At 32.4% G+C, this 25,557-nt stretch carries 19 protein-coding genes and 1 pseudogene; 18 read left to right on the forward strand and 2 right to left on the reverse strand.

The genetic code is table 11. From position 1 onward, the window contains the following. The first annotated feature begins 27 nt into the window (after positions 1–27). Both SBL16_RS12175 and SBL16_RS03500 read left to right on the forward strand, forming a co-directional pair. Positions 28–441 (forward strand): annotated as a pseudogene (locus SBL16_RS12175) (DUF1542 domain-containing protein). Then, complete coding sequence (locus SBL16_RS03500) at positions 402–4,490, forward strand: DUF1542 domain-containing protein (protein WP_411861522.1); 4,089 nt, start codon at positions 402–404, stop codon at positions 4,488–4,490. Before SBL16_RS12175 ends, SBL16_RS03500 begins: the two are co-directional and overlap by 40 nt. A gap of 92 nt (positions 4,491–4,582) precedes the next feature. On the opposite strand, the gene SBL16_RS03505 is transcribed toward SBL16_RS03500, so the two are convergent. Then, positions 4,583–5,842, reverse strand: coding sequence for an NAD(P)/FAD-dependent oxidoreductase (locus SBL16_RS03505; RefSeq protein ID WP_107611775.1), 1,260 nt, complete (start codon positions 5,840–5,842; stop codon positions 4,583–4,585). A gap of 273 nt (positions 5,843–6,115) precedes the next feature. Here SBL16_RS03505 and SBL16_RS03510 point away from each other — a divergent pair, with 273 nt between their 5' ends. The 8 genes from SBL16_RS03510 (at position 6,116) to SBL16_RS03545 (ending at position 14,477) form a co-directional block, all read left to right on the forward strand. Continuing rightward, positions 6,116–7,753, forward strand: coding sequence for a polysaccharide biosynthesis protein (locus tag SBL16_RS03510; RefSeq protein WP_107611774.1), 1,638 nt, complete (start codon positions 6,116–6,118; stop codon positions 7,751–7,753). Next, positions 7,750–8,442, forward strand: coding sequence for a pseudouridine synthase (locus tag SBL16_RS03515; protein ID WP_037536906.1), 693 nt, complete (start codon positions 7,750–7,752; stop codon positions 8,440–8,442). Before SBL16_RS03510 ends, SBL16_RS03515 begins: the two co-directional genes overlap by 4 nt. Before the next feature lie 20 nt (positions 8,443–8,462). After that, the gene (locus tag SBL16_RS03520) at positions 8,463–8,942 is read left to right on the forward strand and encodes a YtxH domain-containing protein (protein ID WP_317952735.1); all 480 of its coding nucleotides are present in this window, start codon (positions 8,463–8,465) and stop codon (positions 8,940–8,942) included. Between the two features lie 290 nt (positions 8,943–9,232). Then, a complete protein-coding gene (pepV, locus tag SBL16_RS03525; RefSeq protein ID WP_317952737.1) occupies positions 9,233–10,642 on the forward strand; it encodes a dipeptidase PepV in 1,410 nt (469 codons plus the stop codon). Positions 10,643–10,645: 3 nt separating this feature from the next. Continuing rightward, a complete protein-coding gene (gene dat / locus SBL16_RS03530; protein ID WP_107613584.1) occupies positions 10,646–11,494 on the forward strand; it encodes a D-amino-acid transaminase in 849 nt (282 codons plus the stop codon). 455 nt (positions 11,495–11,949) lie between these two features. After that, positions 11,950–12,741, forward strand: a complete 792-nt coding sequence (locus SBL16_RS03535; RefSeq protein ID WP_107611771.1) for a phosphotransferase family protein — start codon at positions 11,950–11,952, stop codon at positions 12,739–12,741. Between the two features lie 14 nt (positions 12,742–12,755). Then, positions 12,756–13,406, forward strand: coding sequence for a tRNA (guanosine(46)-N7)-methyltransferase TrmB (gene trmB / locus SBL16_RS03540; protein ID WP_107611770.1), 651 nt, complete (start codon positions 12,756–12,758; stop codon positions 13,404–13,406). 246 nt (positions 13,407–13,652) lie between these two features. Beyond that, positions 13,653–14,477, forward strand: coding sequence for a YtnP family quorum-quenching lactonase (locus SBL16_RS03545; RefSeq protein ID WP_107611769.1), 825 nt, complete (start codon positions 13,653–13,655; stop codon positions 14,475–14,477). A gap of 116 nt (positions 14,478–14,593) precedes the next feature. Here the strand turns inward: SBL16_RS03545 and SBL16_RS03550 are convergent, their stop codons facing one another. Continuing rightward, a complete protein-coding gene (locus SBL16_RS03550; RefSeq protein ID WP_107611768.1) occupies positions 14,594–14,911 on the reverse strand; it encodes a hypothetical protein in 318 nt (105 codons plus the stop codon). Between the two features lie 86 nt (positions 14,912–14,997). Between SBL16_RS03550 and SBL16_RS03555 the strand changes: the two genes are divergently transcribed. The 8 genes from SBL16_RS03555 (at position 14,998) to SBL16_RS03590 (ending at position 25,477) form a co-directional block, all read left to right on the forward strand. Further along, positions 14,998–16,071, forward strand: coding sequence for a M42 family metallopeptidase (locus tag SBL16_RS03555; protein WP_107611767.1), 1,074 nt, complete (start codon positions 14,998–15,000; stop codon positions 16,069–16,071). Positions 16,072–16,083: 12 nt separating this feature from the next. Further along, positions 16,084–16,395 (forward strand): thioredoxin family protein, encoded by a 312-nt coding sequence (locus SBL16_RS03560; protein WP_070440099.1) that lies wholly within the window; start codon positions 16,084–16,086, stop codon positions 16,393–16,395. A 111-nt stretch (positions 16,396–16,506) separates the two neighbouring features. Continuing rightward, entirely contained in the window at positions 16,507–17,364 is an 858-nt protein-coding gene (locus SBL16_RS03565; RefSeq protein ID WP_033080129.1) for a DUF1444 domain-containing protein, read from the forward strand. 21 nt (positions 17,365–17,385) lie between these two features. Then, entirely contained in the window at positions 17,386–17,982 is a 597-nt protein-coding gene (ytpR, locus tag SBL16_RS03570) for a YtpR family tRNA-binding protein (protein WP_107611766.1), read from the forward strand. A 20-nt stretch (positions 17,983–18,002) separates the two neighbouring features. Then, entirely contained in the window at positions 18,003–21,896 is a 3,894-nt protein-coding gene (locus tag SBL16_RS03575) for a DNA translocase FtsK (RefSeq protein WP_119472279.1), read from the forward strand. A 20-nt stretch (positions 21,897–21,916) separates the two neighbouring features. Further along, a complete protein-coding gene (gene murC / locus SBL16_RS03580) occupies positions 21,917–23,230 on the forward strand; it encodes a UDP-N-acetylmuramate--L-alanine ligase (protein WP_011275483.1) in 1,314 nt (437 codons plus the stop codon). Between the two features lie 82 nt (positions 23,231–23,312). Beyond that, positions 23,313–23,819: a DUF948 domain-containing protein gene (locus tag SBL16_RS03585; RefSeq protein WP_011275484.1), complete on the forward strand. Its 507-nt coding sequence runs from the start codon at positions 23,313–23,315 to the stop codon at positions 23,817–23,819. Between the two features lie 71 nt (positions 23,820–23,890). Then, on the forward strand, positions 23,891–25,477 hold the full coding sequence (locus tag SBL16_RS03590; protein WP_241958348.1) for a Maebl: 1,587 nt from the start codon (positions 23,891–23,893) through the stop codon (positions 25,475–25,477). The last annotated feature ends 80 nt before the right edge of the window (positions 25,478–25,557 follow it).

Genomic DNA, 25,557 nt, shown 5'->3' on the forward strand with positions numbered 1-25,557 from the left:
GAAGCAGTAAATAATGCGAAAACGGCAATAAACCAAGCAACAAATAATGCCAGTGTAGATACTGCGAAAGCAAACGGTATAGAAGCAATTAATCACGTCCAACCGACAGTTGTTAAAAAAGATGAAGCAAAAGCAGCAATTGACAAAGTTGCTGAAGCTAAGAAAGCGGAAATTGTCCAAACGCCAAATGCGACAGATGAAGAAAAATAAGCAGCGAAAGCGAAAGTTGATGAAGCAGTAAATAATGCGAAGAAAGCGATAGACCAAGCAACAAATGACAATGGTGTAGACACTGCGAAAACAAGTGGCGTAGAAGCAATCAACAATATCCAACCAACGGTCGTTAAGAAAGATGAAGCGAAAACAGAGATTGATAATGCAGCTAGAACTAAAAAACAGAAATCGATCAAACGCCTAATGCGACAGAAGAAGAAAAAGTAGCGGCAAAAGCTAAGGTCGATGATGCAGTAATAGAAGCGAAGAAAGCAATAGACCAAGCAACAAATAACACCGGTGTAGATAACGCAAAATCAAATGGTACAGAGGCGATAAATCACGTCCAACCAACGGTAGTTAAAAAAGATGAAGCAAAAACAGAGATTGATAATGCAGCTAGAACTAAAAAAGCAAAAATCGATCAAACGCCAAATGCGACAGAAGAAGAAAAAGTAGCAGCGAAAGCGAAAGTTGATGTAGCAGTAACAGAAGCGAAGAAAGCAATAGACCAAGCAACAAATAACAGTGGCGTAGAAACTGCAAAATCAAATGGTACAGATACGATAAATCACGTCCAACCAACAGTTGTTAAGAAAGACGAAGCGAAAGCGGCGATTGACAAAGTAGCCGAAGCTAAGAAAGCAGAAATAGATCAAACGTTCAATGCTACGGATGAAGAGAAAGCAGAGGCAAAATCAAAAGTCGATGAAGCATTAACAGCAGCCAAGAACGCAATAGATCAAGCTACAAATAACGCTAGCGTAGATACAGCAAAAACAAATGGAGTAGAAGCAATCAATAACGTCCAACCGACGGTTGTTAAGAAAGACGAAGCGAAAACAGCGATTAACAAAGCGGCTGAAGCTAAGAAAGCAGAGATTGATCAAACACCAAACGCGACAGATGAAGAAAAAGAAGCAGCAAAATCAAAAGTCGATGAAGCAGCAAATAATGCGAAAGCGTCAATAGATCAAGTGACAAATAACATTGGTGTAGAGACTGCGAAAGCAAACGGTATAGAAGCAATCAATAACGTCCAACCGACGGTTGTTAAGAAAGACGAAGCGAAAGCAGCGATTGATAATGCAGCGCAAGCTAAGAAAACTGAAATCGATCAAACACCAAATGCGACAGAAGAAGAAAAAGCAGCGGCAAAATCTAAGGTCGATGAAGTAGCAAATAATGCGAAAGCATCAATTGATCAAGCAACAAACAATGCTGGTGTAGAGACTTCCAAAACAAGTGGAGTAGAAGCAAACAATAACGTCCAACCAACGGTTGTTAAGAAAGATGAAGCAAAAACAGCAATTGATAATGTTGCACAATCTAAAAAAGTAGAAATCGATCAAACACCAAATGCGACAGAAGAAGAAAAAGCAGCAGCGAAAGCGAAAGTTGATGAAGCATTAACAGCAGCCAAGAGTGCGATAGACCAAGCAACAAATAATGCGGGTGTAGATAACGCAAAAACAAATGGAGTAGAAGCAATCAATCACGTCCAACCAATGGTTGTTAAGAAAGACGAAGCAAAGGCGGCGATTGACAAAGTAGCCGAAGCTAAGAAAACTGAAATTGATCAAACGCTTAATGCTACGGACGAAGAGAAAGCAGCGGCAAAAGCTAAGGTCGATGATGCAGTAACAAAAGCGAAGAAAGCAATAGACCAAGCAACAAATAACACCGGTGTAGATAACGCAAAAACAAATGGTTTAGATGCAATCAATCACATCCAACCGAGGGTTGTTAAAAAAGATGAAGCAAAAGCAGTGATTGATAATGCAGCTAGAACTAAAAAAACTGAAATCGATCAAACGCCTAACTCGACGGATGAGGAGAAAGCAGAGGCAAAAGCGAAAGTTGATGAAGCAGCAAACAATGCGAAAACGTCAATAGACCAAGCGACAAATAACACTGGTGTAGAAACTGCGAAAACAAACGGTGTAGAAGTAATCAATCACATCCAACCGACAGTTGTTAAAAAAGATGAAGCAAAAGTAGCGATTGATAATGCAGCTAGAACTAAAAAAGCAGAAATCGATCAAACGCTAAATACGACAGAAGAAGAAAAAGTAGCGGCAAAAGCTAAGGTCGATGATGCAGTAACAGAAGTGAAGAAAGCAATAGACCAAGCAACAAATGACAATGGTGTAGAAACTGCGAAAACAAGTGGCGTAGAAGCAATCAACAATATCCAACCAACGGTCGTTAAGAAAGATGAAGCGAAAACAGAGATTGATAATGCAGCTAGAACTAAAAAAGCAGAAATCGATCAAACGTCAAATGCGACAGAAGAAGAAAAAGTAGCGGCAAAAGCTAAGGTCGATGATGCAGTAACAGTAGCGAAGAAAGCAATAGACCAAGCAACAAACAATGCTGGTGTAGATACTGCGAAAACAAACGGTATAGAAGCAATTAATCACGTCCAACCGACGGTTGTTAAAAAAGATGAAGCAAAAAAAGCGATTGATAATGCAGCTAGAACTAAAAAAGCAGAAATCGATCAAACGCTAAATGCGACAGAAGAAGAAAAAGTAGCGGCAAAAGCTAAGGTCGATGATGCAGTAACCGAAGCGAAGAAAGCAATAGACCAAGCAACAAACAATGCTGGTGTAGATACTGCGAAAACAAACGGTGTAGAAGCAATCAATCAAGTGCAACCAACGGTTGTTAAGAAGGACGAAGCAAAAAAAGCGATTGACAAAGCAGCCGAAGCGAAGAAAGCGGAAATTGATCAAACACCAAATGCGACAGAAGAAGAAAAAGCAGTGGCAAAATCAAAAATCGATGAAACAGCAAACAATGCGAAAGTGTCAATAGACCAATCAACATACAATGCTGGTGTAGAGACTGCCAAAACAAACGGCATAGAAGCAATCAACAATATCCAACCAACGGTTGTTAAGAAGGACGAAGCAAAAAAAGCGATTGACAAAGCAGCCGAAGCGAAGAAAGCGGAAATTGATCAAACGCCTAACGCGACGGATGAGGAGAAAGCAGAGGCAAAAGCGAAAGTCGATGGTGCAGTAACAGAAGTGAAGAAAGCAATAGACCAAGCAACAAACAATGCTGGTGTAGAAACTGCGAAAACAAACGGTGTAAAAGCAGTCAACAATATCCAACCAACGGTAGTTAAGAAAGACGAAGCAAAAGCAGCAATCGACAAAGCCGCTGAAGCTAAGAGAATTGAAATTGATCAAACACCAAATGCGACAGATGAAGAAAAAGCAGAGGCAAAAACGAAAGTCGATGAAGCAGCAACCAATGCGAAAACGGCAATAGACCAAGCAACAAACAATACTGGTATAGACATTGCTAAAACAAATGGCGTAGAAGTAATTAATCACGTCCAACCAACGGTTGTTAAGAAAGACGAAGCAAAAAAAGCGATTGATAATGCAGCGCAAGCTAAAAAAACTGAAATCGATCAAACACCAAATGCGACAGATAAAGAAAAATCAGTAGCCAAAGCCAAAGTTAATGAAGCAGTTAGAATTGCGAAAGAAAATATTGATAAATCTTTAAACAATAACGAAGTCGACGAGTCTTTAAATAAAGGTGAATTGCAAATTAAAAATGTTCATACTACAGTTATTGCGAAAGAAAAAGCGCTCAAACATCTTATGGATATTGCAACAAAACAAAAAGCAAAAATTGATTCAAATCAATTTGCAACTGATGAAGAAAAATCGCGTGCTAAACATAAGATTGATCAAATTATAAATAAAGCTTACACAGCAATCAAAAAAGCAAAAAGTAATAGTGAAGTAAATAATATTGATGATAAATATAGTAAGTTAATTTCAGAAACAAATACTATAGCTAAAGCTAAACTAAATGCTAAAAAAATAATTTTAAATAAGGCAAGTGAAGCAAAAAGAAATATAGAAAATTCTCAAAATATTTCTAATGAAGAAAAGAATAAGTTAAAAGCACTTATAGATGATATTGTTAAAAGTTCATTACAACAAGTTGCTAAAGCTAAACATGATATTCTATTAAAGCAAATTGTTGAAGAAACAAAGGTTAAACTTAATAATATTAAATTTAATATTGTGCAAAGTACTGAAAAAGAGAATGAAATACAAAAAGAAGAATCTAAAAATAAAAAAGAAAAAGTAAATTCTAAATTAGAAGTAACTAAGTTTAATGGAAGCACACAACTGCCTAATACAGGTGTGAATATGACATATAACGTCGTACCATTAACTCAACTATCCTTAATAAGTGGATTATTCTTGCTATTAATATCAAAACGAAGAAAAAATGCTAAATAAGATTGAATTGCACTATTTTTGACAATCAAATTAAAGTTTAATAAAACTTCCTTCAAACATTTTGAATACCAATATGTTTGAAGGAAGTTCTTTTATTCTATTTGAAATATGGCTGCTTCATTTCCCGCTACATGGCCGGTAACTAACGCACTTGTGATATTATATCCTCCAGTATAACCGTGAATATCTAAGACTTCACCACATAAAAATAGTCCTGGTTGAATTTTAGACATCATCGTTTTTGGCCAAATTTCTTTTAAACTTACACCACCACCAGTTACAAACGCTTTATCAATTGGTAGTGTACCATTAACTTCAAAAGTAAACGCTTTAAAGCATTCAACTAATTGTTTAAGTTGCTGATTTGATAAATGATGAAAAGTAGTATTTTCATCAATTTGAGCTTGTTTTAGCATAAATAGAAGATACCTTTCTTCTATTAATCTTCTCAAACTATTTTTTATATATTTGTCAGGTTCTTCACTTAAGATGGATGTTATCTTCTCTTCTAATAGGTGATTTTTAAATTCTGGAAACACATCTAATTGCATTTTAATCTCTTTTTTATTTTGGCTTTTTTGTTCTTTATAAACAAATTGACTACATCTTAGCGCTGCAGGACCACTTATACCAAAATGAGTGAATATCATATCCATTTTATGACTTATTCTTTTTTTACCATTTTTCTTAAGTACAGATAATTCTACGTCTTTTAGGCTTAAACCTTTAAGTTCTTTAGATTTAATAAAGGCCTCTGCTGAAGTTATAGGGACTTCAGTAGGGAAGAGTTCAGTGATACTATGTCCTAATTTTTGAGCAAACTTATAGCCATCACCCGTTGAACCTGTTTGAGGCACACTAGTTCCACCAGTTGCAATAATGACACTTTTACTTGAAAAAATACCTTTATCAGTTATAACGCTAAAAGTCCCGTTATCTTCTACATTAATATCATTGACGATAGTTTCCTCTTTTATGTCAACTTTATTTTGTTTAATGGTATTTACAAGTGTATCAACTACATCTTGAGATTTATTTGAGACAGGGAACATACGTCCATGGTCTTCTTCTTTTAATTTGACACCTCTAGATTCAAAGAAGTCGATTATCGATTCATTATCAAACACTGAAAAGGGGCTATATAAAAATTTTCCATTACCAGGGATATTTTTTATTATTTCTGCATAAGGTAAACGATTTGTAACATTACATCTACCACCACCTGAAATTTTAAGTTTTCTACCTAGACCTTTTTTCTTCTCCAATAAAAGTACATTTTGACTTTGTTCTGATGCAGCAACGGCTGCCATAAGCCCACTAGGTCCACCACCTATAATAATCGTTTGATACATAGAGTAACCTCCATTTGTTAATCATAGTTCTCTTATTATAAATTAAAATACGTTTGAATTCTCAATAAATTTAGTTATAATTTAAGATTGGTTCATCATTAATCAATTATATATCTTGATTTATTATGGGTTTAAACTTAAATTTAGCAAAACTATTAAAGTAATTAGTAAACAATTAGTATTTTGTGATATATTTTATAGTAATGCAAGCCCTTAAAAATTACAGGTTTTAAATTAAATAATTTGATTATTAAAAAGGCAGGAAGATTAAATATGAGTGAAAATAAGGAAATGGTAAGAGGTACCTTTCTCATTACATTAAGTATTCTTATTACTAAAATTTTAGGTGTACTTTTTGTAATTCCTTTTTATGCCATTATGGGTGCAAATGCGGAAGAAAAGTTAGCACCATTCAACTATGCTTATGTTCCATATAATATTGCAATTGCTGTAGCAACCGCAGGCATACCGTTAGCTGCTTCAAAATTTGTAGCTAAATATAATGCTTTAGGTGCGTATAAAGTCGGACAAAAATTGTATAAATCGAGTTTTATAGTGATGTCCATTTCTGGAATAATTGGATTTTTAATATTATTCTTCTTAGCACCAGACATCGCTGCTTTAACGTTAGGACGTAAAGAAGGTAAAGGCGGTTGGACAATCGATGATATCACATGGATTATCCGAGTTATTAGTATGGTAGTTATGTTTATACCATTACTTGCTACTTGGCGTGGAGTATTTCAAGGTTATGAATCTATGGGTCCTACAGCAGTTTCAGAAGTAACAGAACAAATTGCTAGAATAGTTTTTATTCTTATAGGTAGTTTTTTAGTATTAAATGTTTTTCATGGTTCTTATCTACAAGCAAATGGTATAGCAACATTTGCAGCTGCTATAGGTGCAATTGCTGGTTTGTTAACGCTTTGGTATTACTGGCGTAAACGTAAACCACATATTCAAAAAATGGTAGCTTTTGATCATACCGGTTTGGACGTGCCATACACAAAAATGTATAAAGAAATTATTTCATATAGTATTCCATTTGTTATTGTAAGTTTGAACTTTCCTCTATTTAATTTAGTGGATCAATTCACACATAATAACGCGCTAGATGCAGCAGGGTTTCATGCGAATAAGGACTATTTCTTTACAATTTTAAACTTTACAACAAATAAAATTGTTATGATTCCAACATCTTTAGCTGCTGGATTTGCTGTTAGTTTAATACCATTTATTACCAAAACTTTTGCAGAGGGTCGCTTAAATGAAATGCATCGCCAAATTAAAACTTCAATTGGTGTATTGATGTATATAACAGTTCCGGCAAGTCTAGGTATAATGGCATTGTCTTCACCGTTGTATACTGTATTTTATCAATACAATCCATATGGTAATAAAATATTATTTTATTATGCGCCTGTTGCAATATTAATTTCTTTATTGAGTGTTACTGCCTCAATGTTACAAGGAATAAACAAACAAAAATTAACAGTTTTTGTAATTTTAGGCTCAGTATTTGTTAAATTAATCTTAAATATTCCTTTAATTATGATATTCCATACATCAGGAGCTGTTTTAAGTACTGCAATCGCATTAACGGTTGCCAATGTTGCAAACTTAATGATTTTAAAAGTTTATGCCAAGTTCCACTTTACAGACACATTGGTTCAAGTTGCTAAAATTTTCATTTATAGTTTAATCATGATGATAAGTGTTGAAGTAGTCTACTTCTTACTAAGCTTATTTATTTCTGTAGATCGAAAATCTGGTGCATTTATAATACTAATTATAGGTGTTATAGTTGGTGGACTGATTTATGGAACAATTACAATCAAGAACAGATTAGCTGATGAGTTTTTAGGGGATTTACCTGGTAAGATTCGTCGAAAAGTTGGATTCCTAAGATGAGATTAGATAAATTTTTAGCAAATATGGGTGTTGGAACGCGTACTGAAGTTAAACAACTTTTAAAAAAAGGAAAGGTCACAGTTAACACCTCAGTCGAGAAGTCACCTAAATCTCATATTAACCCCACAGAAGATATAGTTTGTGTAAATGAAAAGCAAGTTGAGTTCGTTAACAATGTTTATATTATGCTTAATAAGCCAAAAGGTTACATTTCAGCTACACACGATGAATCAAATCGTACTGTAATTGATTTAATTCCGGAATACCAACATCTAAATATCTTTCCTGTTGGAAGGCTAGATAAGGATACTGAAGGTTTACTACTCATTACTAATGATGGTCAATTTAGTCATGATTTAATGAGTCCCTCTAAACATGTTTCTAAGACATATGAAGTGACATCGCAAAATCCCGTTACTAAAGCTGATATTGACGCATTTAAGAAAGGCATCATACTTTCTGACGGTCCAGTCAAACCAGCACAATTAACTAGAATAAATGAAACTACATCACAGGTTACTATCTATGAAGGTAAATATCATCAAGTTAAAAGGATGTTTCACGCCATTGAAAATGAGGTATTAGAATTAAAACGTCTTAAAATCGCTAATTTGGCGTTAGATGAAAATCTCAAATCTGGAGAGTATAAGTTACTTTCAGATAAAGAATTAAAACTTTTACAGCATTAACAAAGGAGAAGGTGTTTAATATGGCTAAAACTACAGGTTTATTTAGAATAATTGCTGGTGTTGGCGCTGCAGCTGCAGCAGTAGTATTATCTCGAAAAGAAAGCAGAGATAAATTAAAAGAACAATATAATAAATATAAAGAAGATCCAGAGGGATACAAAGAAAACGCAAGAGGCTTAGCAAGTCAATTAAGTTCTAAAGCTAATGAAACAATTCAAGAAGTTAGAAATAATCCTCAAGACTATGCTAATCGTTTAAAAAATGATCCAAAATCATTTTTAGAAGAAGAAAAATCAAAATTTACTAATTTAGATGCTAATAAAGAAGATTCATTAGAAGAAGAAAAATCAAAATTTACTAATTTAGATGCTAATAAAGAAGATTCATTAGAAGAAGGTAAATTTGATGATGAAGGTGGCGCAACTGTTAATAACAATTTAAGAGTTGTCACTGAAGAAGACTTAAAGAAAAATAATAATGCATTAGAAGATAAAGATTAATCTTGATTTTATCTAAGATGTTTTTGAACCTGAACATTGAAAAATGTATCAGGTTCTTTTTTATTTAATAAGAAGATACGTTTGAAAATAAGTAACTATAATTATTACTAAACATGCTAACGTACAATCTTGTTAAATATAACTCCATAAAAGGGTGTCAAATGTATAAACTCAATATAGTTAATAATATTTTTTATAAAATCTATAAATATTCTGACATCTTACTGTAATTTATCGCCATAGTTATGTAAAATAATATGTATATCTATTGAAAAGGAAGTTGATCTCGAATGTGGAAAGAAAAAGTTCAAGAATATGAAGGTCAAATTATCGATGATTTGAAAGGTCTGCTTTCAATTGAGAGTGTCAGAGATGATTCAAAATCATCTGATGAAACTCCAGTTGGTCCTGGACCACGACAAGCACTCGATTATATGTACGAAATTGCACAAAGAGATGGTTTTTCTACCCATGATGTAGATCACATTGCAGGCAGAATTGAAGCGGGCGAGGGTGACGATGTATTAGGCGTTTTATGCCACGTTGACGTTGTACCCGCCGGAGATGGTTGGGATTCAGACCCATTTAACCCAGTTGTAACTGATGATGCAATTATTGCTAGAGGTACGTTAGATGATAAAGGCCCTACAATAGCTGCTTATTATGCAGTTAAAATTTTAAATGATATGAAAGTTGATTGGAAGAAACGCATTCATATCATTATAGGTACCGATGAAGAATCCGATTGGAAATGTACTGAAAGATATTTCCAAACTGAAGAAATGCCTACATTAGGATTTGCACCGGATGCAGAATTTCCAGCTATTCATGGTGAAAAAGGTATAACAACTTTCGATTTAGTCCAAAATAGCACTTCTGAAGACCAAGATGAACCAGATTATGAATTAATATCGTTTGAATCTGGACAACGTTATAATATGGTGCCAGATCATGCACAAGCTAGAGTATTTGTAAAAGAAAATATGACAGACGTTGTACAACATTTTGAACACTACTTAGACCAACATAAATTACAGGGTGAGAGTGTTGTTGATAGTGGTGAGTTAGTTTTAACGCTTGAAGGTAAAGCTGTTCATGGTATGGACCCTTCATTAGGAGTTAATGCCGGTTTATATTTATTAGATTTCTTATCAACATTAAATTTAAATCAAACGGCAAGAGAGTTTGTAGACTTTAGTAATCGTTATCTTCATGAATCACACTTTGGTGAGAAAATGGGTATGAAATTCCATACAGACGTCATGGGTGATGTAACAACAAATGTTGGTATAATTTCTTACGATAATAAACAAGGTGGACGTTTTGGCATAAACTTACGCTATCCTCAAAAATTTGAGTTTGAAGAAGCAATACAACGATTTACAAAAGAAATTAAAGCATATGGATTTGACCTTGAATTAGGAAAAATTCAACAACCTCATTTTGTAGACAAAAATGATCCATTTGTACAAAAATTAGTTAAAGCTTATAGAAATCAAACTGGTGATATGTCTGAACCATATACAATAGGTGGGGGAACATATGCTAGAAATCTTGATAAAGGTGTGGCGTTTGGGGCTATGTTTGAAGATTCAGAGGATTTAATGCATCAAAAGAATGAGTATATTACTAAAAAACAATTGTTCAACGCGACAAGTATCTATTTAGAAGCAATTTATTCACTATGTGTGGAGGGATAATCTATGACAAAAGTTTTTATTAACGGCGAATTTATCGACCAAAATGAAGCTAAAGTATCTTATGAAGACCGTGGTTATGTATTTGGTGATGGAATTTATGAATACATTAGAGCATATGATGGGAAATTATTTACAGTAACAGAACATTTTGAACGATTTATTAGAAGTGCAAGCGAAATTCAATTAGATTTAGGCTATACTGTCGAAGAATTAATAGATGTAGTTAGAGAATTATTAAAGGTAAATAATATTCAAAATGGTGGTATCTATATTCAAGCTACGCGTGGTGTAGCACCAAGAAATCACTCGTTCCCAACTCCAGAAGTAAAGCCAGTTATTATGGCATTTGCTAAAAGTTATGACCGTCCATATGATGATTTAGAAAATGGTATTAATGCAGCTACTGTTGAAGATATTAGATGGTTACGTTGTGATATTAAAAGTTTAAACCTTCTAGGAAATGTACTTGCAAAGGAATATGCGGTTAAATACAATGCTGGTGAAGCAATTCAACATAGAGGAGACATTGTTACAGAAGGCGCTTCTAGTAACGTATATGCGATTAAAGATGGTGCTATTTATACGCATCCCGTTAATAATTACATTTTAAATGGTATTACTCGTAAGGTTATTAAATGGATTTCTGAAGATGAAGATATTCCTTTTAAAGAAGAAACATTCACTGTTGAATTCTTAAAAAATGCCGATGAAGTCATTGTTTCTAGTACATCTGCTGAAGTGACACCAGTTGTTAAGATTGATGGTGAACAAGTTGGTGACGGTAAGGTAGGTCCTGTGACTCGTCAATTACAAGAAGGCTTTAATAAATATATTGAATCTAGAAGTAGTTAATTCATTAAAATAATTAAATTGAAGATCGTACTAATTCTTAAAAGATAGAATTTTAGTACGTTCTTTTTTATTTTTCAGTGTGAATAAATTAAATGAATTAAATTAAAAATACTCAGTTTAAAGATATGAAAATGTGTTATAATGAAACCTAAAGATTGAAACGAATTTTAGCAAGTATCGACTAGTAAAATGTATCTTTTTGTTTCTCATTTTCAGTTGAAAAAGAAGGCTAAAAATTATAAAATCAACATTGAGTGATAAAAGAGACGTATTTATTTAAATAAGTGTTAGGGGACAATAACATATTATTTAAAATTATGACTTATAAGTAAAAACATAACTATTTTGAAATATATAATCTATTTTCCAACAAATGATTATAATAAATTAGAATATATGGCTCTTGAAAACTATATTTCTCGAGCCATTTTCTAATTGAAAGTGAGGTGAACGAGTTGGAGCAGTTTTATCAATTAGGGTGGACACTTGATTCTGCAGGTGGCGCTTCAGGTGAAGCATACATGGCTGAACAAGATGGACAAAAGCTATTTTTAAAGCGTAATTCTAATCCATTTATAGCAGCGCTTTCAGCTGAGGGGATTGTACCTAAATTAGTTTGGACTAAACGTATTGAAACAGGTGAAGTAGTTACAGCACAACATTGGAAAAATGGCCGAGAATTAGAACCTGATGAAATGTATCAATCACGAGTTGCTGCATTATTAAAAAAGATTCATGGTTCAAAACCTTTACTCAATATGCTTAAACGAATGGAAATGGAACCAATCACACCTAATATTATGTTAAAAAAGATTAATCCTTCATTATCAAGAGAAGTATTAACACATCATATTATTCGTAAATCATTAACATATTTAGAAGAACACATACCTAACCTAGATTCTCGCTTTTTTACTGTTGTACACGGTGATGTGAATCATAATAATTGGTTATTATCTGATAGGGATGAGTTGTTCTTAGTAGATTGGGAAGGTGCAATGATTGCTGATCCTGCAATTGATATTGGAATGCTGCTTTATAACTACGTTCCCGAAAAAAACTGGTCAGACTGGTTTAAAACATACGGTCTAGAAGAGAGCATTGAATTAAATAAGCGTATGAAATGGTATACGGTAATTCAATCAATTGGAATGGTTCAGTGGTATGAAGAACAGAAAAGATTTAAAGATATGAATAATTGGTTGAAATTCTTAAATGAGGTTATGAATAGTAATTTATTTATCTAAGGGAGAATTCGTGTATGAGAGTTCGCTATAAACCATGGGCGGAAGATTATTTAAAAGAACATCCTAATTTAGTTGATATGGATGGGGCGCATGCTGGAAAAATGTCAGAGTGGTTTGATAAAGAGCAACCGATTTATATAGAAATTGGATCTGGTATGGGGCAATTTATAACAACACTAGCTTCTAAATTCCCAGAAATAAATTTTGTTTCTATGGAACGTGAGAAAAGTGTAATGTATAAAGTGTTGGATAAAGTGAAGGAATTAAACCTGACAAATTTAAAAATGATATGTAATGACGCTATAGAATTAAATGAGTATTTTAATGATGGTGAAGTCTCTCGAATCTATTTAAATTTCTCAGATCCTTGGCCAAAGAAAAGGCATGCTAAACGTCGATTGACATATCATACTTTTTTAGCTTTATATCAACAAATTTTAAAAGAAGATGGAGAAATTCATTTTAAAACGGATAATAGAGGTTTATTCGCTTTCAGTTTAGAAAGTATGTCGCAATATGGGATGTACTTTACGAAGTTAAATCTAAATCTACATGACGAAGATGATGAAGATAATATTTTGACAGAGTATGAAAAGAAATTTTCTGAAAAAGGTTCTAGAATTTATCGTATGGAAGCGAAATTTCATAAATCTATTAAACATTAGTTAGTAAAATTTCAATAATAAATACCATTGAAATAATATGTTACAAATATTAAATTAGTGATAGAATAGTGAAGTTAACAACAATAAAATTTACTCAGTTCTAATCACCTTACAGGAGTGGTACAGTGATTCATTATGAATGATGTACCACTCCTGTTTATTTATTTTTAAAGTGGATATTGTATTGTAAGTTAGATTGATATCTGAACACTTGATAGATAAAAAGACAAATGGAAGGTGTTTAATATGAAATTAGGCGCATTTAACATCAATTATTTAAATGGTGGTATGACGCAAATGGATGGTGGGGCCATATTTGGAGTAGTTCCTAAACCATTATGGACTAAACGATATGCTGTTAATGAGAAAAACCAAGTTCCAAATTTAACTTACCCAATTTTAATTCAAACAGGGGATAAAAATATTTTGATTGATGCTGGAATTGGTAATCATAAATTAACTGATAAACAACTCAAAAATTATGGTGTCACGTATGAAAGTCAAATACATTATGAACTAGAAAAATTAAATTTAAATGTTGAAGATATAGATATGGTACTTATGTCCCACATGCATTTTGATCATGCCACAGGTCTAACAGATGTTGACGGCAACTCAATTTTTTCGAAAGCTACTCATTTTGTGCAACAAGACGAGTGGCATGAATTTACAAGCCCTAATATCCGTAGTAAGGCAACTTATTGGGAAATCAATAGAGGTACTTATGAAAATAAATTAATACTTTTTGATAAAGAGGTTGAAGTTTATCCAGGCATTCATATGAAGCATGTGGGTGGTCATAGTTATGGACAATCAATTATTACGATTGAAAGTGAAGGAGAGAGAGCTGTCCATATGTCTGATATTATGCCTACGAATGCACATATTAATCCATTATGGGTTATGGCATATGACGATTATCCAATGCAATCCATTCGAGAAAAAGAAAGATTAATTCCCTATTACATTTATCAAGATTATTGGTTCTTGTATTATCATGATAATGTATTCTTCGCGGCTCAGTATGAACTTGATGGCAAAACAATCAAGAAGTCAATTAAGCGTTTATGATTGACTAGTGAAATGTTGGATTTAGGCTTGCTTTAATAATAGAAATTACATGTAAAATAAAAATGGTAAGAGGAACGGGCATATTTTAATTCCAACTCCTCTTACCATTTACTTTATTATAATTCTACAATATTAATGATTTCTCCCGATTTAGCATCCGCATAAAATATATATTCAACTTGCTGATTATTCTTACTTTGAGTTATGCCACCTTGAAAGATTAATCTGTTTGGATATAAATTGTCATCTACATACGGCTCATGAAGAATAAATGAGCCTTTAATATTCATAAAGTAAGATTTGGCTTCTTTCAGAACATTACTAGGATTTTGGATTTTATTCTTTTCTCTAAGAAAATAGATAAATATAATGGTAGCAATACTTGTAAGTAAAGCAACTGAAATTGAGATGTATTTGTAAGTTTGACGTGTCATAATCTTTACCTCTCTATTAATAGTTCTTATCATTAGTGTACCATATTCAAAATGATATAATACATTTAAGGAGTGTGTTAGTTAAGATGGACAAGAATAAAACTTTAGAGCGAATTAAAGCTTTAACTGAATTACATGGTGCGCCAGGTTTTGAAGAAGACGTACGAAATTATATGAAAAAAGAAATGGCACCATATGTTGATGAATTTATTGTAAATCATATGGGTGGTTTCTATGGAGTCAAAAAATCTAAAAAAGCTAACGCCAAGAGGGTAATGATAGCTGCACATATGGATGAGATTGGATTTATGATTACAAATATAACAACAAATGGTATGTTACAGTTTACCAATCTTGGAGGAGTAGCAAATGATATATGGCAGGGTCAACGCCTTCAAGTTAAAAATAGAAAAGGAGACATTATTGTAGGGATTGTTTCTAATATACCTAAACACTTTAGAACTGGAAATGAAGCGGTACCTGAAATCAAAGATTTATTGTTAGATATAGGTGCAAGTTCTGATAAAGAAGTAAGGGAATTAGGTATTGAAATAGGAGATACAATAGTTCCAAATACTGAATTGACGCAGTTATCTGAATATCGATATAGTGCTAAAGCATGGGATAATCGATATGGTTGTGTCATTGCAATTGAAATACTAGAATTGTTGAGTGATGTAGAATTGGATGTCGATTTATATGTTGGTGCTAACGTTCAAGAAGAAGTAGGATTACGTGGTGCTAAGCCAGCTGCTGAATTAATTCAGCCTGACGTTGCTTTGGTTGTAGATTGTTCACCTGCGAATGATATTAAAGGTGTAAACCAATTATCAGGTGAATTAGGTGGTGGAACATTAATCCGTATTAAAGACGGCACTATGATTCTACAACCAGAATTTAGAGATTATCTAATTAAGTTAGCAGAAGACAATCATATTAAATATCAATACTACATATCTCCAGGAGGTACAGATGGTGGAGAAATACACAAAGCTAATATTGGTATTCCAACTGCAGTAATTGGTGTTTGTGCTAGATATATTCATAGTACGAATGCAGTTTTTGATATTAGAGATTACTATTCTGCTAGACAACTACTTGAACAAGTTATATTAAATTTAAATATAGAACAAATTAACAAATTACAATTCCAAGATTAAGGAGTAGATTAAATGATAAAATTAGAATCTGAATCTCAATTTAATTCACTTAAGAAAGAAAACACAGTATTTGAATTTACAGCAGGATGGTGTCCTGATTGTCGTATCATCGAACCTGATTTACCTCGATTAGAAGAGAAGTATAAACATTTTAATTTTGTTTCAGTTGATAGAGATGAATTTATAGATTTAGCTATTGAAAATGATATTATGGGTATCCCAAGCTTTTTAGTGTATAAAAATGATGAATTAGTAGGTAGTTATATTGGAAAAGAACGAAAATCTATTGAACAAATTGATGAATTCTTGAGTAAATATGTTTAATTAAAAAGTAATTTAAAAAATAGTAGAATTTAAACTCTAACTTATTTTTTCTGTAATTGACTACAAATTTATTGTAAAATAGCATAAGGTGCGAATATAGGAGTGTTAAACATGAATGTTTTTCAAATAAGAGATAAATTAAAACAACGTTTAGCGCATCTAAATGTTGATTTTAAATTTGATCGTGAAGAGGAAACATTACGTATATATAGACAAGACAATTATAAAGGTGTAACAATCAAGTTAAACGCTATTGTCGCTAAATATGAAGTCCAAAAAGAGAAAATAATAGATGAAATTGTTTATTATGTCGAAGAAGCAATCGCTCAAATGGATGATGAAAGCATTGAAAAAATGACTAACATCCAGATTATGCCTGTCATACGTGCTACAAGCTTTGATAAAAAAACAAAAGAAGGTCATCGTTTTATTATTGAAAAGCATACAGCTGAAACCAATATTTATTACGCACTTGATTTAGGTAAATCTTACCGACTAATTGATGAAAGTATGTTGGAGTCACTTGGTTTAACTGAACAACAAGTTAAAGAAATGTCATTATTCAACATACGTAAACTCAAAAATGAATATAAAACAGATGAAGTTAAAGGAAACATTTTCTATTTTGTAAATTCAAATGATGGGTACGATGCTAGTCGTATCTTGAATACGAAATTTTTAGATGATATCTATCAACAGTGTGAAGGTGAAATGTTAGTAGCTGTTCCACATCAAGATGTCTTAGTTATTGCTGATATACGCAATAAAACTGGTTATGATGTAATGGCTCATTTGACAATGGAATTCTTCACTAAGGGATTAGTTCCAATCACATCATTATCATTTGGTTATGAAAAAGGACATTTTGAACCTATATTCATTTTGGGTAAAAATAATAAACAAAAGCGAGATCCAAATGTTATTCAACGATTAGAAGCAAATCGTAAAAGATTTAATAATAAGAAATAATTGATATAGAGGAGATTTCAAATGAATTTATTTTACAATAAAGATGGAGTAGGGGATGTAGCTTTTCTACAAATAGAACCTACTGATGGACCGTTTGAATATAAAAAACAAGGCGATATTGTTGAAATTAGTAAGGAAGGAACAATTGTCGGTTTTAATTTATTTGAATTTTCAAGATATAACAAAATAAGTGGAAACGGACATATTAAATTAACTTCTGAACTAGTGGATGCACTTCAGAAAGCCATAAATAAATCAGGATTAGACTATCAATTAAATGCAGATCTATCTCCTAAGTTTGTAGTGGGATATGTTGAAACTAAAGAAAAACACCCAGATGCTGATAAATTAAGTGTTTTAAAAGTAAATGTTGGTAATGAGCATTTACAAATCGTATGTGGTGCACCAAATGTTGAGGCAGGCCAAAAGGTGGTTGTCGCAAAAGTAGGAGCAGTAATGCCAAGTGGTATGGTTATTAAAGATGCTGAATTACGTGGTGTAGCTTCTAGTGGAATGATTTGTTCTATGAAAGAATTAAATTTACCAAATGCACCTCAAGAAAAAGGTATAATGGTATTAAGTAATGACTATGAAATTGGTCAAGCATTTTTCGATTAATATAGGAAGGAAGTGAATATATGAGTTGGTTTGATGATTTATTTAGTAATAAAGAGAATTCTGATGAAGAATTGCTCAGACGCAAAAGTAAACGTCGCAATGGCGATCTAACTCAAAATAAAGATGATTCATTACTTCCTGAAAACAACGATATATATGATCGTCCAAGAGGTAAGTTTCGTTTCCCTATCGATGTGGGTCAAGACGAGAATTATGAAGAAGCAATTTATCGTGACAGTAATGATGATATTGATAGTTATAGACCACATTCTAGTAATGACCATAGTTCATATGATTCATTTGATTACGATGGTCATACAAATCAATCTAATAATTATGCTAAGTATGATAGTTCAGAAGATTCAAGAAGACGACGTAGAAGAAATCATATAAATCAAGATGATACTGGTATACCTTCTATTAAATCAAGAAGTCCTAAGTCATCAAATAAATATACTGATACACGTGAGTCACAACGCTTTAACAAACATCAAAACAATTACTCTAGTACCAATGTTTCAAATTATTCAAAAGCTAATTCTAATCACCAATCTAGAGTTAAGTTACAATCAGAGAGATTTAAATCAAATTATCATTTAAGTTCTGAACCTACATATCACCGTTCAAGTTTTAAAACATCGGAAGTACCATCTGCTATTTTTGGAACTAAAAAGCGTAGACCCATCGAAAACGGTGTAATACCACCTGTTAAAGATGATGAAGATTCAAAAGAGTCTACAACAAAATATAGTTCAAGCACAGTTGAACATGTTCCTCATGAAAGTAATCATGGTATAGCTGACAATTCAAATAAGGAAGATACTAAACGTTCCTCACAATTAGATTCATCAAATAACAATGAAAATGAATCAACTATAGAATCAAGTTCTAATACCTCTAATAATAATGAGCGTACTCCAAATTATTCAAAACGTGATAACACGGTGAATATTGAAAATATTTATGCATCTCAGATTGTAGAGGAAATTAGAAAAGAAAGAGAGCGTAAAGTTCAACAAAAGCGTAAATTTAAAGAAGCCTTACAAAATAAACGACAACAAACTGATGAAGAGGATAGTATACAAAGAGCAATCGATGAAATGTATGCTAAGCAAGCAGAACAATATACTGGTGAAAGTTCACTTAATCAAGGTGACAATGTAAGCAACAAATCGAATGAAGATGAAATCGATGAAAGCAAGCATAGTTATTATAGTAAGGACAAATCATTAGCTGATGAGCATAATGGGCTAGTTCAATATCAAAATGATGAACAAACAAATAGTGATAAAGTTGATAATCAAACAGAAGTTACAAATGGATCTCATGAACCATACAATTATGAAGAAATTGATTTAAATAAAGTTTCTAGCGTCCAACAAGTTAGTCAGGATGATGTACAAGTTAAAAATGTATCAGAAGATCAATCATCAAAAATTAACAATAATAAAGTGGAAAGTTATTCAAATGAAAAATTTGATGAATACTTAGAGGACACCAATAGTCATGAAGATATGCTTCATGATGATGATTTACACGATCAAGTCATGGATGATGGTGAAAATGAAGGTATTAGTAATAAAACAACTGCTGATTACAATGATGAAAAAATAGACGATGCTAATTATAGAGAGATTAATGAATCAGAATCACTTATGCAAGATAAAGTGAATGATTTATCATTTAATGAAGAAGTGAATAACTCTGAAGATCAACAAAATTCATCTGAAAATAATATCAATAACGCTGTTCGTAATGCTGTTTCTTCAGATATAGAATACGCAACTAATGAAGACGAGGAAAATGATGAAAGATTGGCACAAGATACGAATAAAGAAGATCAAAAGTTATCACATACAGAAGATATACAAAACGAGTCTTATAATAACGAAGATGTATTATTTACGTCTAATACAACAGATGATTCAGAACATCTTGAAAAAGATAGTTTAAGTGAAGATAACAAACCTGAACAATCATTTAATAAAACTAATAAAGCACCTCAAAAAATGTCAATCAAGCCAGGTAGTAAACCATTTAATGTTGTAATGACACCTTCTGATAAGAAGCGTATAATGGATGCTAAAAAAAATTCAGTTTCAAGAAACAAAGTTAATGTGCCTGAATTAAAACCTGAAACAAAAAAAGAAGCACAGGATGAGGAAATGAATGCAGAATTCGACAATCATTTAAATGAGACACAATTAAATTCTGACGAATCATCTGATTTTAATGTGGCATCTCTTGAATACAATGAAAGTTCCGAACATTCAGTTGAAAAAGACAATATTATTAATGACGAAAACACAAGAGAAAATGAACATCAAGATGATGATAATAGTCAAAACAATGAAATACCTATAGGTAATCAATTTAGTAAAGTTCAAAATTCAAATAATCAATATGATAATAAACTAGATATTAATGAGTTTGTTTCTAAAGAGGGTTATTCCGAAGATTCTTCAACAAAGAATCATAAAGATGGAAATGACGCTAATCATAAGGCTCTAATAAGAAGAGGACCTAATATTAAGCTACCAAGCCTTGATTTATTAGAAGATCATGAAGAACATGAAATAGATGAATCATGGATTGAAGAGAAAAAACAAGAATTAAATGACGCTTTTTATTATTTTAATGTACCTGCTGAAGTTCAAAATGTTACAGAAGGACCAAGTGTGACTCGTTTTGAATTGGCGGTAGAAAAAGGTGTCAAAGTTTCAAGAATTACAGCTTTACAAGATGATATTAAAATGGCTCTAGCTGCTAAAGATATTCGAATTGAAGCACCAATTCCTGGAACAAGTTTAGTTGGTATTGAAGTACCGAATTTAAATCCTACGAAAGTCAATTTAAAATCTATTTTAGAGAGCCCTAAATTTAAAAATGCCGAGTCTAAATTAACAGTAGCAATGGGTAATCGAATCAATAATGAGCCATTATTGATGGACATAGCTAAAACACCTCACGCATTAATTGCAGGGGCGACTGGTTCAGGTAAATCTGTGTGTATCAATAGTATTTTAATGTCATTACTTTATAAAAATCATCCTGAAGAATTAAGATTATTACTTATTGACCCTAAAATGGTAGAACTTGCACCATATAACGATTTACCACATTTAGTTTCACCAGTTATTACTGATGTAAAGGCAGCTACACAAAGTTTAAAATGGGCAGTAGATGAAATGGAAAAACGTTACAAATTATTTGCGCAATTCCACGTAAGAAATATTACTGCTTTCAATAAAAAAGCACCATATGAGCAAAGAATGCCAAAAATTGTTATTGTTATTGATGAGTTAGCTGATTTAATGATGATGGCACCTCAAGAAGTAGAACAATCAATTGCTCGAATAGCTCAAAAGGCTCGTGCATGCGGTATACACATGTTAGTTGCAACACAACGACCTTCTGTGAATGTCATTACTGGTTTAATAAAAGCTAACATACCTACACGTATTGCATTTATGGTATCTTCAAGCGTTGACTCAAGAACGATTTTAGATAGTGGCGGTGCAGAACGCTTGTTAGGATATGGGGATATGCTTTATTTAGGTAGCGGAATGAATAAACCAATTCGTGTCCAAGGTACTTTTGTTTCGGATGATGAGATTGATGATGTAGTTGATTTCATTAAAGATCAAAGAGAACCTGACTATTTATTCGAAGAAAAGGAATTACTAAAAAAGAATCAAACACAAGCTCAAGATGAATTATTTGATGATGTGTGTGAATTTATGGTTAAAGAAGGACATATATCTACTTCATTAATTCAAAGACATTTCCAAATTGGTTATAACCGTGCAGCTCGAATTGTAGATCAACTTGAACAATTAGATTATATTTCAGGTGCAAACGGTTCTAAACCTAGAGATGTATTTATAACTGAAGCAGACTTAAAGAAAGATTAATTTAAAGGAGTTTTATGTATATGACGCATTATCATTTTGTTGGTATTAAAGGCGCTGGAATGAGTTCGTTAGCACAGATCATGCATGATCTTGGTCATGAAGTGCAAGGGTCTGATATTGAAAAATATGTATTTACAGAAGTAGCATTGAAAAATAAAGGAATTAAAATACTACCATTCAATGCAGATAATATTAAAGAAGGGATGGTAGTAATACAAGGTAATGCGTTTCCAGATACACACGAAGAAATTGTTAAAGCGCATGATTTAAAATTAGATGTTATTCGCTATCATGACTTCTTAGGTCACGTAATTGATCAATATACATCTGTTGCAGTTACAGGTGCTCACGGAAAAACGTCAACAACTGGTTTACTATCACATGTTATGAATGGTGATAAAAAAACATCATTCTTGATTGGTGATGGAACTGGTATGGGATTACCTGCGAGCGATTATTTTGCATTTGAAGCATGTGAATATCGTCGACATTTCCTAAGTTATCATCCAGATTATGCAATTATGACAAATATTGACTTTGATCATCCTGATTACTTCAAAGATATTGATGATGTAGCAAGTGCTTTCCAAAGCATGGCGCACAATGTCAAAAAAGCAATTATTGCTTGGGGTGACGACGACCATCTAAGACAACTTAAAGCTGATGTTCCAATTTATTACTATGGTTTAAATAAAAATGATGATATTTACGCAGATAACATTCAAATCACGGATAAAGGCACTCAATTTGATGTTTATGTTAATGGTGAATATTATGATCAATTTTTATCACCTCAGTACGGTGATCATAATATCCAAAATGCATTAGCTGTTATCGCAATTAGTTACCTAGAAAAGATGGACGTTAACAACATTAAAGAGGCATTAGAAACATTTGGTGGTGTAAAACGTCGCTTTAATGAAACAAATGTTGCTAATCAAGTATTAGTAGACGATTATGCTCACCATCCTAGAGAAATTAGTGCTACAATTGAAACAGCACGTAAAAAATATCCAAATAAAGATATTGTGGCAGTTTTCCAACCACATACTTTCTCAAGAACACAAGCCTTCTTAGACGAATTTGCAACATCATTAAGTAAAGCGGACCATGTTTATTTATGTGAAATATTTGGTTCCATTCGTGAAAATACTGGCGATTTAACGATTCAAGATTTGATAAATCGTATTGACGGATCTGCGCTTATCGAAGAAAATAATATTGACGTATTAGATCAATTTGATAATGCAGTCATCTTATTCATGGGTGCTGGTGACATTCAAAAGTTACAACGTGCATATGAAGAACATGTCGGCATGACAAATGAATTTTAATATGTTTATATATAATTATGTTGGGTATTTATAATTAATAGCTTTTTATTTAAAAGTAAATGGTAATTAGGAGGCGTTTTTAATGGATTGGATTTTACCAATTGCTGGAATTATCGCTGCGATTGCATTCTTAGTATTATGTATTGGAATCGTTGTTGTTTTAATTTCAGTTAAAAAGAATTTAGATCACGTTGCTAAAACACTTGATGGTGTTGAAGGCCAAGTTCAAGGTATTACTCGTGAAACAACTGATTTACTTCACAAAGCTAATCGCTTAACTGAAGATATTCAAGGAAAAGTTGAACGTTTAAACTCTGTTGTCGATGGTGTTAAAGGCATCGGTGATTCAGTACAAAACTTAAATGGTTCAGTTGATCGTGTAACTAACTCAATTACACATAATATTTCTCAAAATGAAGATAAAATTTCTCAAGTAGTTCAATGGTCAAATGTTGCAATGGAAATTGCTGACAAATGGCAAAATAGACACTACCGTAGAGGAAGTGCAAACTACAGAAACACATCTGTAGGTAATGATGCAAATCATTCTAACGAAAATTACACTACTAACGTTGAGAAAAACTTTTAATATGATTCAATCAAATGCACTTAAATGAGGTTTTTACTTATTTAAGTGCTTTTCTTATAGGAGGAGTTAATATGAGCAAGAAATATAATCGTGACGCATTTGAAACTACAAATTCTGGTAATGATTTACACGGAAAAGGTGCTAATCAACAAGATAGTGCAGCACAATCAAATGCAACAAAGCATTATGACAGAGATTCATTCGTAACATCTAATACAGGTAGTGATTTGCATGGACAAGGTGCTAATCAACAAGATAGTGCAGCACAATCAAATGCGACAAAACATTACAATAGAGATGAATTTGAAAAAAATAATTTTGGTCATGATTTACATGATAATGGACCAAACCAAAAAAATGGTAAATCTAGACAGGGTTTAAATACAGAACATTATAATAGAGACGAGTTTGTGACTAACAACACTGGTAAAGATTTACACGGTCAAGGTGAAAATCAAAATTCTAATAATTATGATGTTTCAAATTCTCAATATAGTCACAACAAGTTCAGTTCTCATCCTTCACGTAAGGACTTTGTAATTAGTTTTATTACAGGTGCTTTAATCGGTTCAGCTGTAGGTTTATTTTATAAAAATAAAGCTGAAGAAAAAATTGATGGTGCGAAGGCTAAAGAAAAAGAATTGAGAAATCGTTACCAAAATATTAAGCAACAAACTGAAAGTAACATCGAAAATGTTAAACAAAAAATTGATGACTTTAAAAACAGAGACAATTCAGAAGTTAGCACTGATGAACTTGTAGCTCAACAAAATGCAATCAAAGTTGAAACGTCGAATAATTTAGCAGATCAATCATCACAAGCGCAAGAAATACAAGAAGCTAAAGCTGAAGCTAAAAAAGATTCAAAATCGAAAGAAAATAGTGCTACAGAATTAGCTGCACAACAAAATGCAATCAAAGCTGAAACGTCAGATGATTTATCAGACCAATCACCACAAGCACAAGAAATACAAGAAGCTAAAGCTGATGAAATTCAAAATTTAAGAAATAATGAAGATAATAGTGCTGAAGAAATTGTAGCTCAACAAAACGCAATTAAAGCTGAAACGTCAGATGATTTATCAGACAAGTCACCACAAGCGCAAGAAATACAAGAAGCTAAAGCTGAAACAGAGAAAGAAGAAGAAAATGAACCTAAAGAGGTTAGTGCAACTGAATTAACAGCACAACAAAATGCAGTAAAAGTTGAATCATCAAATAATAATTTATCAGATCCTTCAATTAAGGATGATGCAAGCCATAATAAAAATGTTACTGCGAAAAATCTAGCATCAGCTGCTAAAACAAAAAAAAGTAAATTAGATAATGACTCAAACGTAGCCAATAAAACAAAAAATTTATTAGAAGAGCCTTCTGTTGCTAAATCAATTGGTAATAAAACTGTACCTAATTTAGTAACAAAAAATGATAATACCTTTAACAAAGATGAAGACCAAGTTAAAAAACATCAAGCTCACGCAACTTCTAAATTTGAAAATGGTGTTATCACACACGATACAAAATCAAACAATGAAAAATCAACAGGGAATAGTAAGCAATCACAAAATGAACCAAAAGCTAAAAATAAAACACCTAAACAACAACAAAGAGCTGAAAAAGCTAAAAGTAAAATAGATAAACGTACTTTTAATGATTAATGAAACTTTAACTTATTAATTAAGTTAATATTCATTCACTAAATGGAGTGGATTCAGAAATCTATATATATTAGATTTTT

It is taken from the genome of Staphylococcus sp. NWU MK-U1 (genome assembly GCF_033283505.1).
GTDB classification, from domain to species: domain Bacteria; phylum Bacillota; class Bacilli; order Staphylococcales; family Staphylococcaceae; genus Staphylococcus; species Staphylococcus haemolyticus.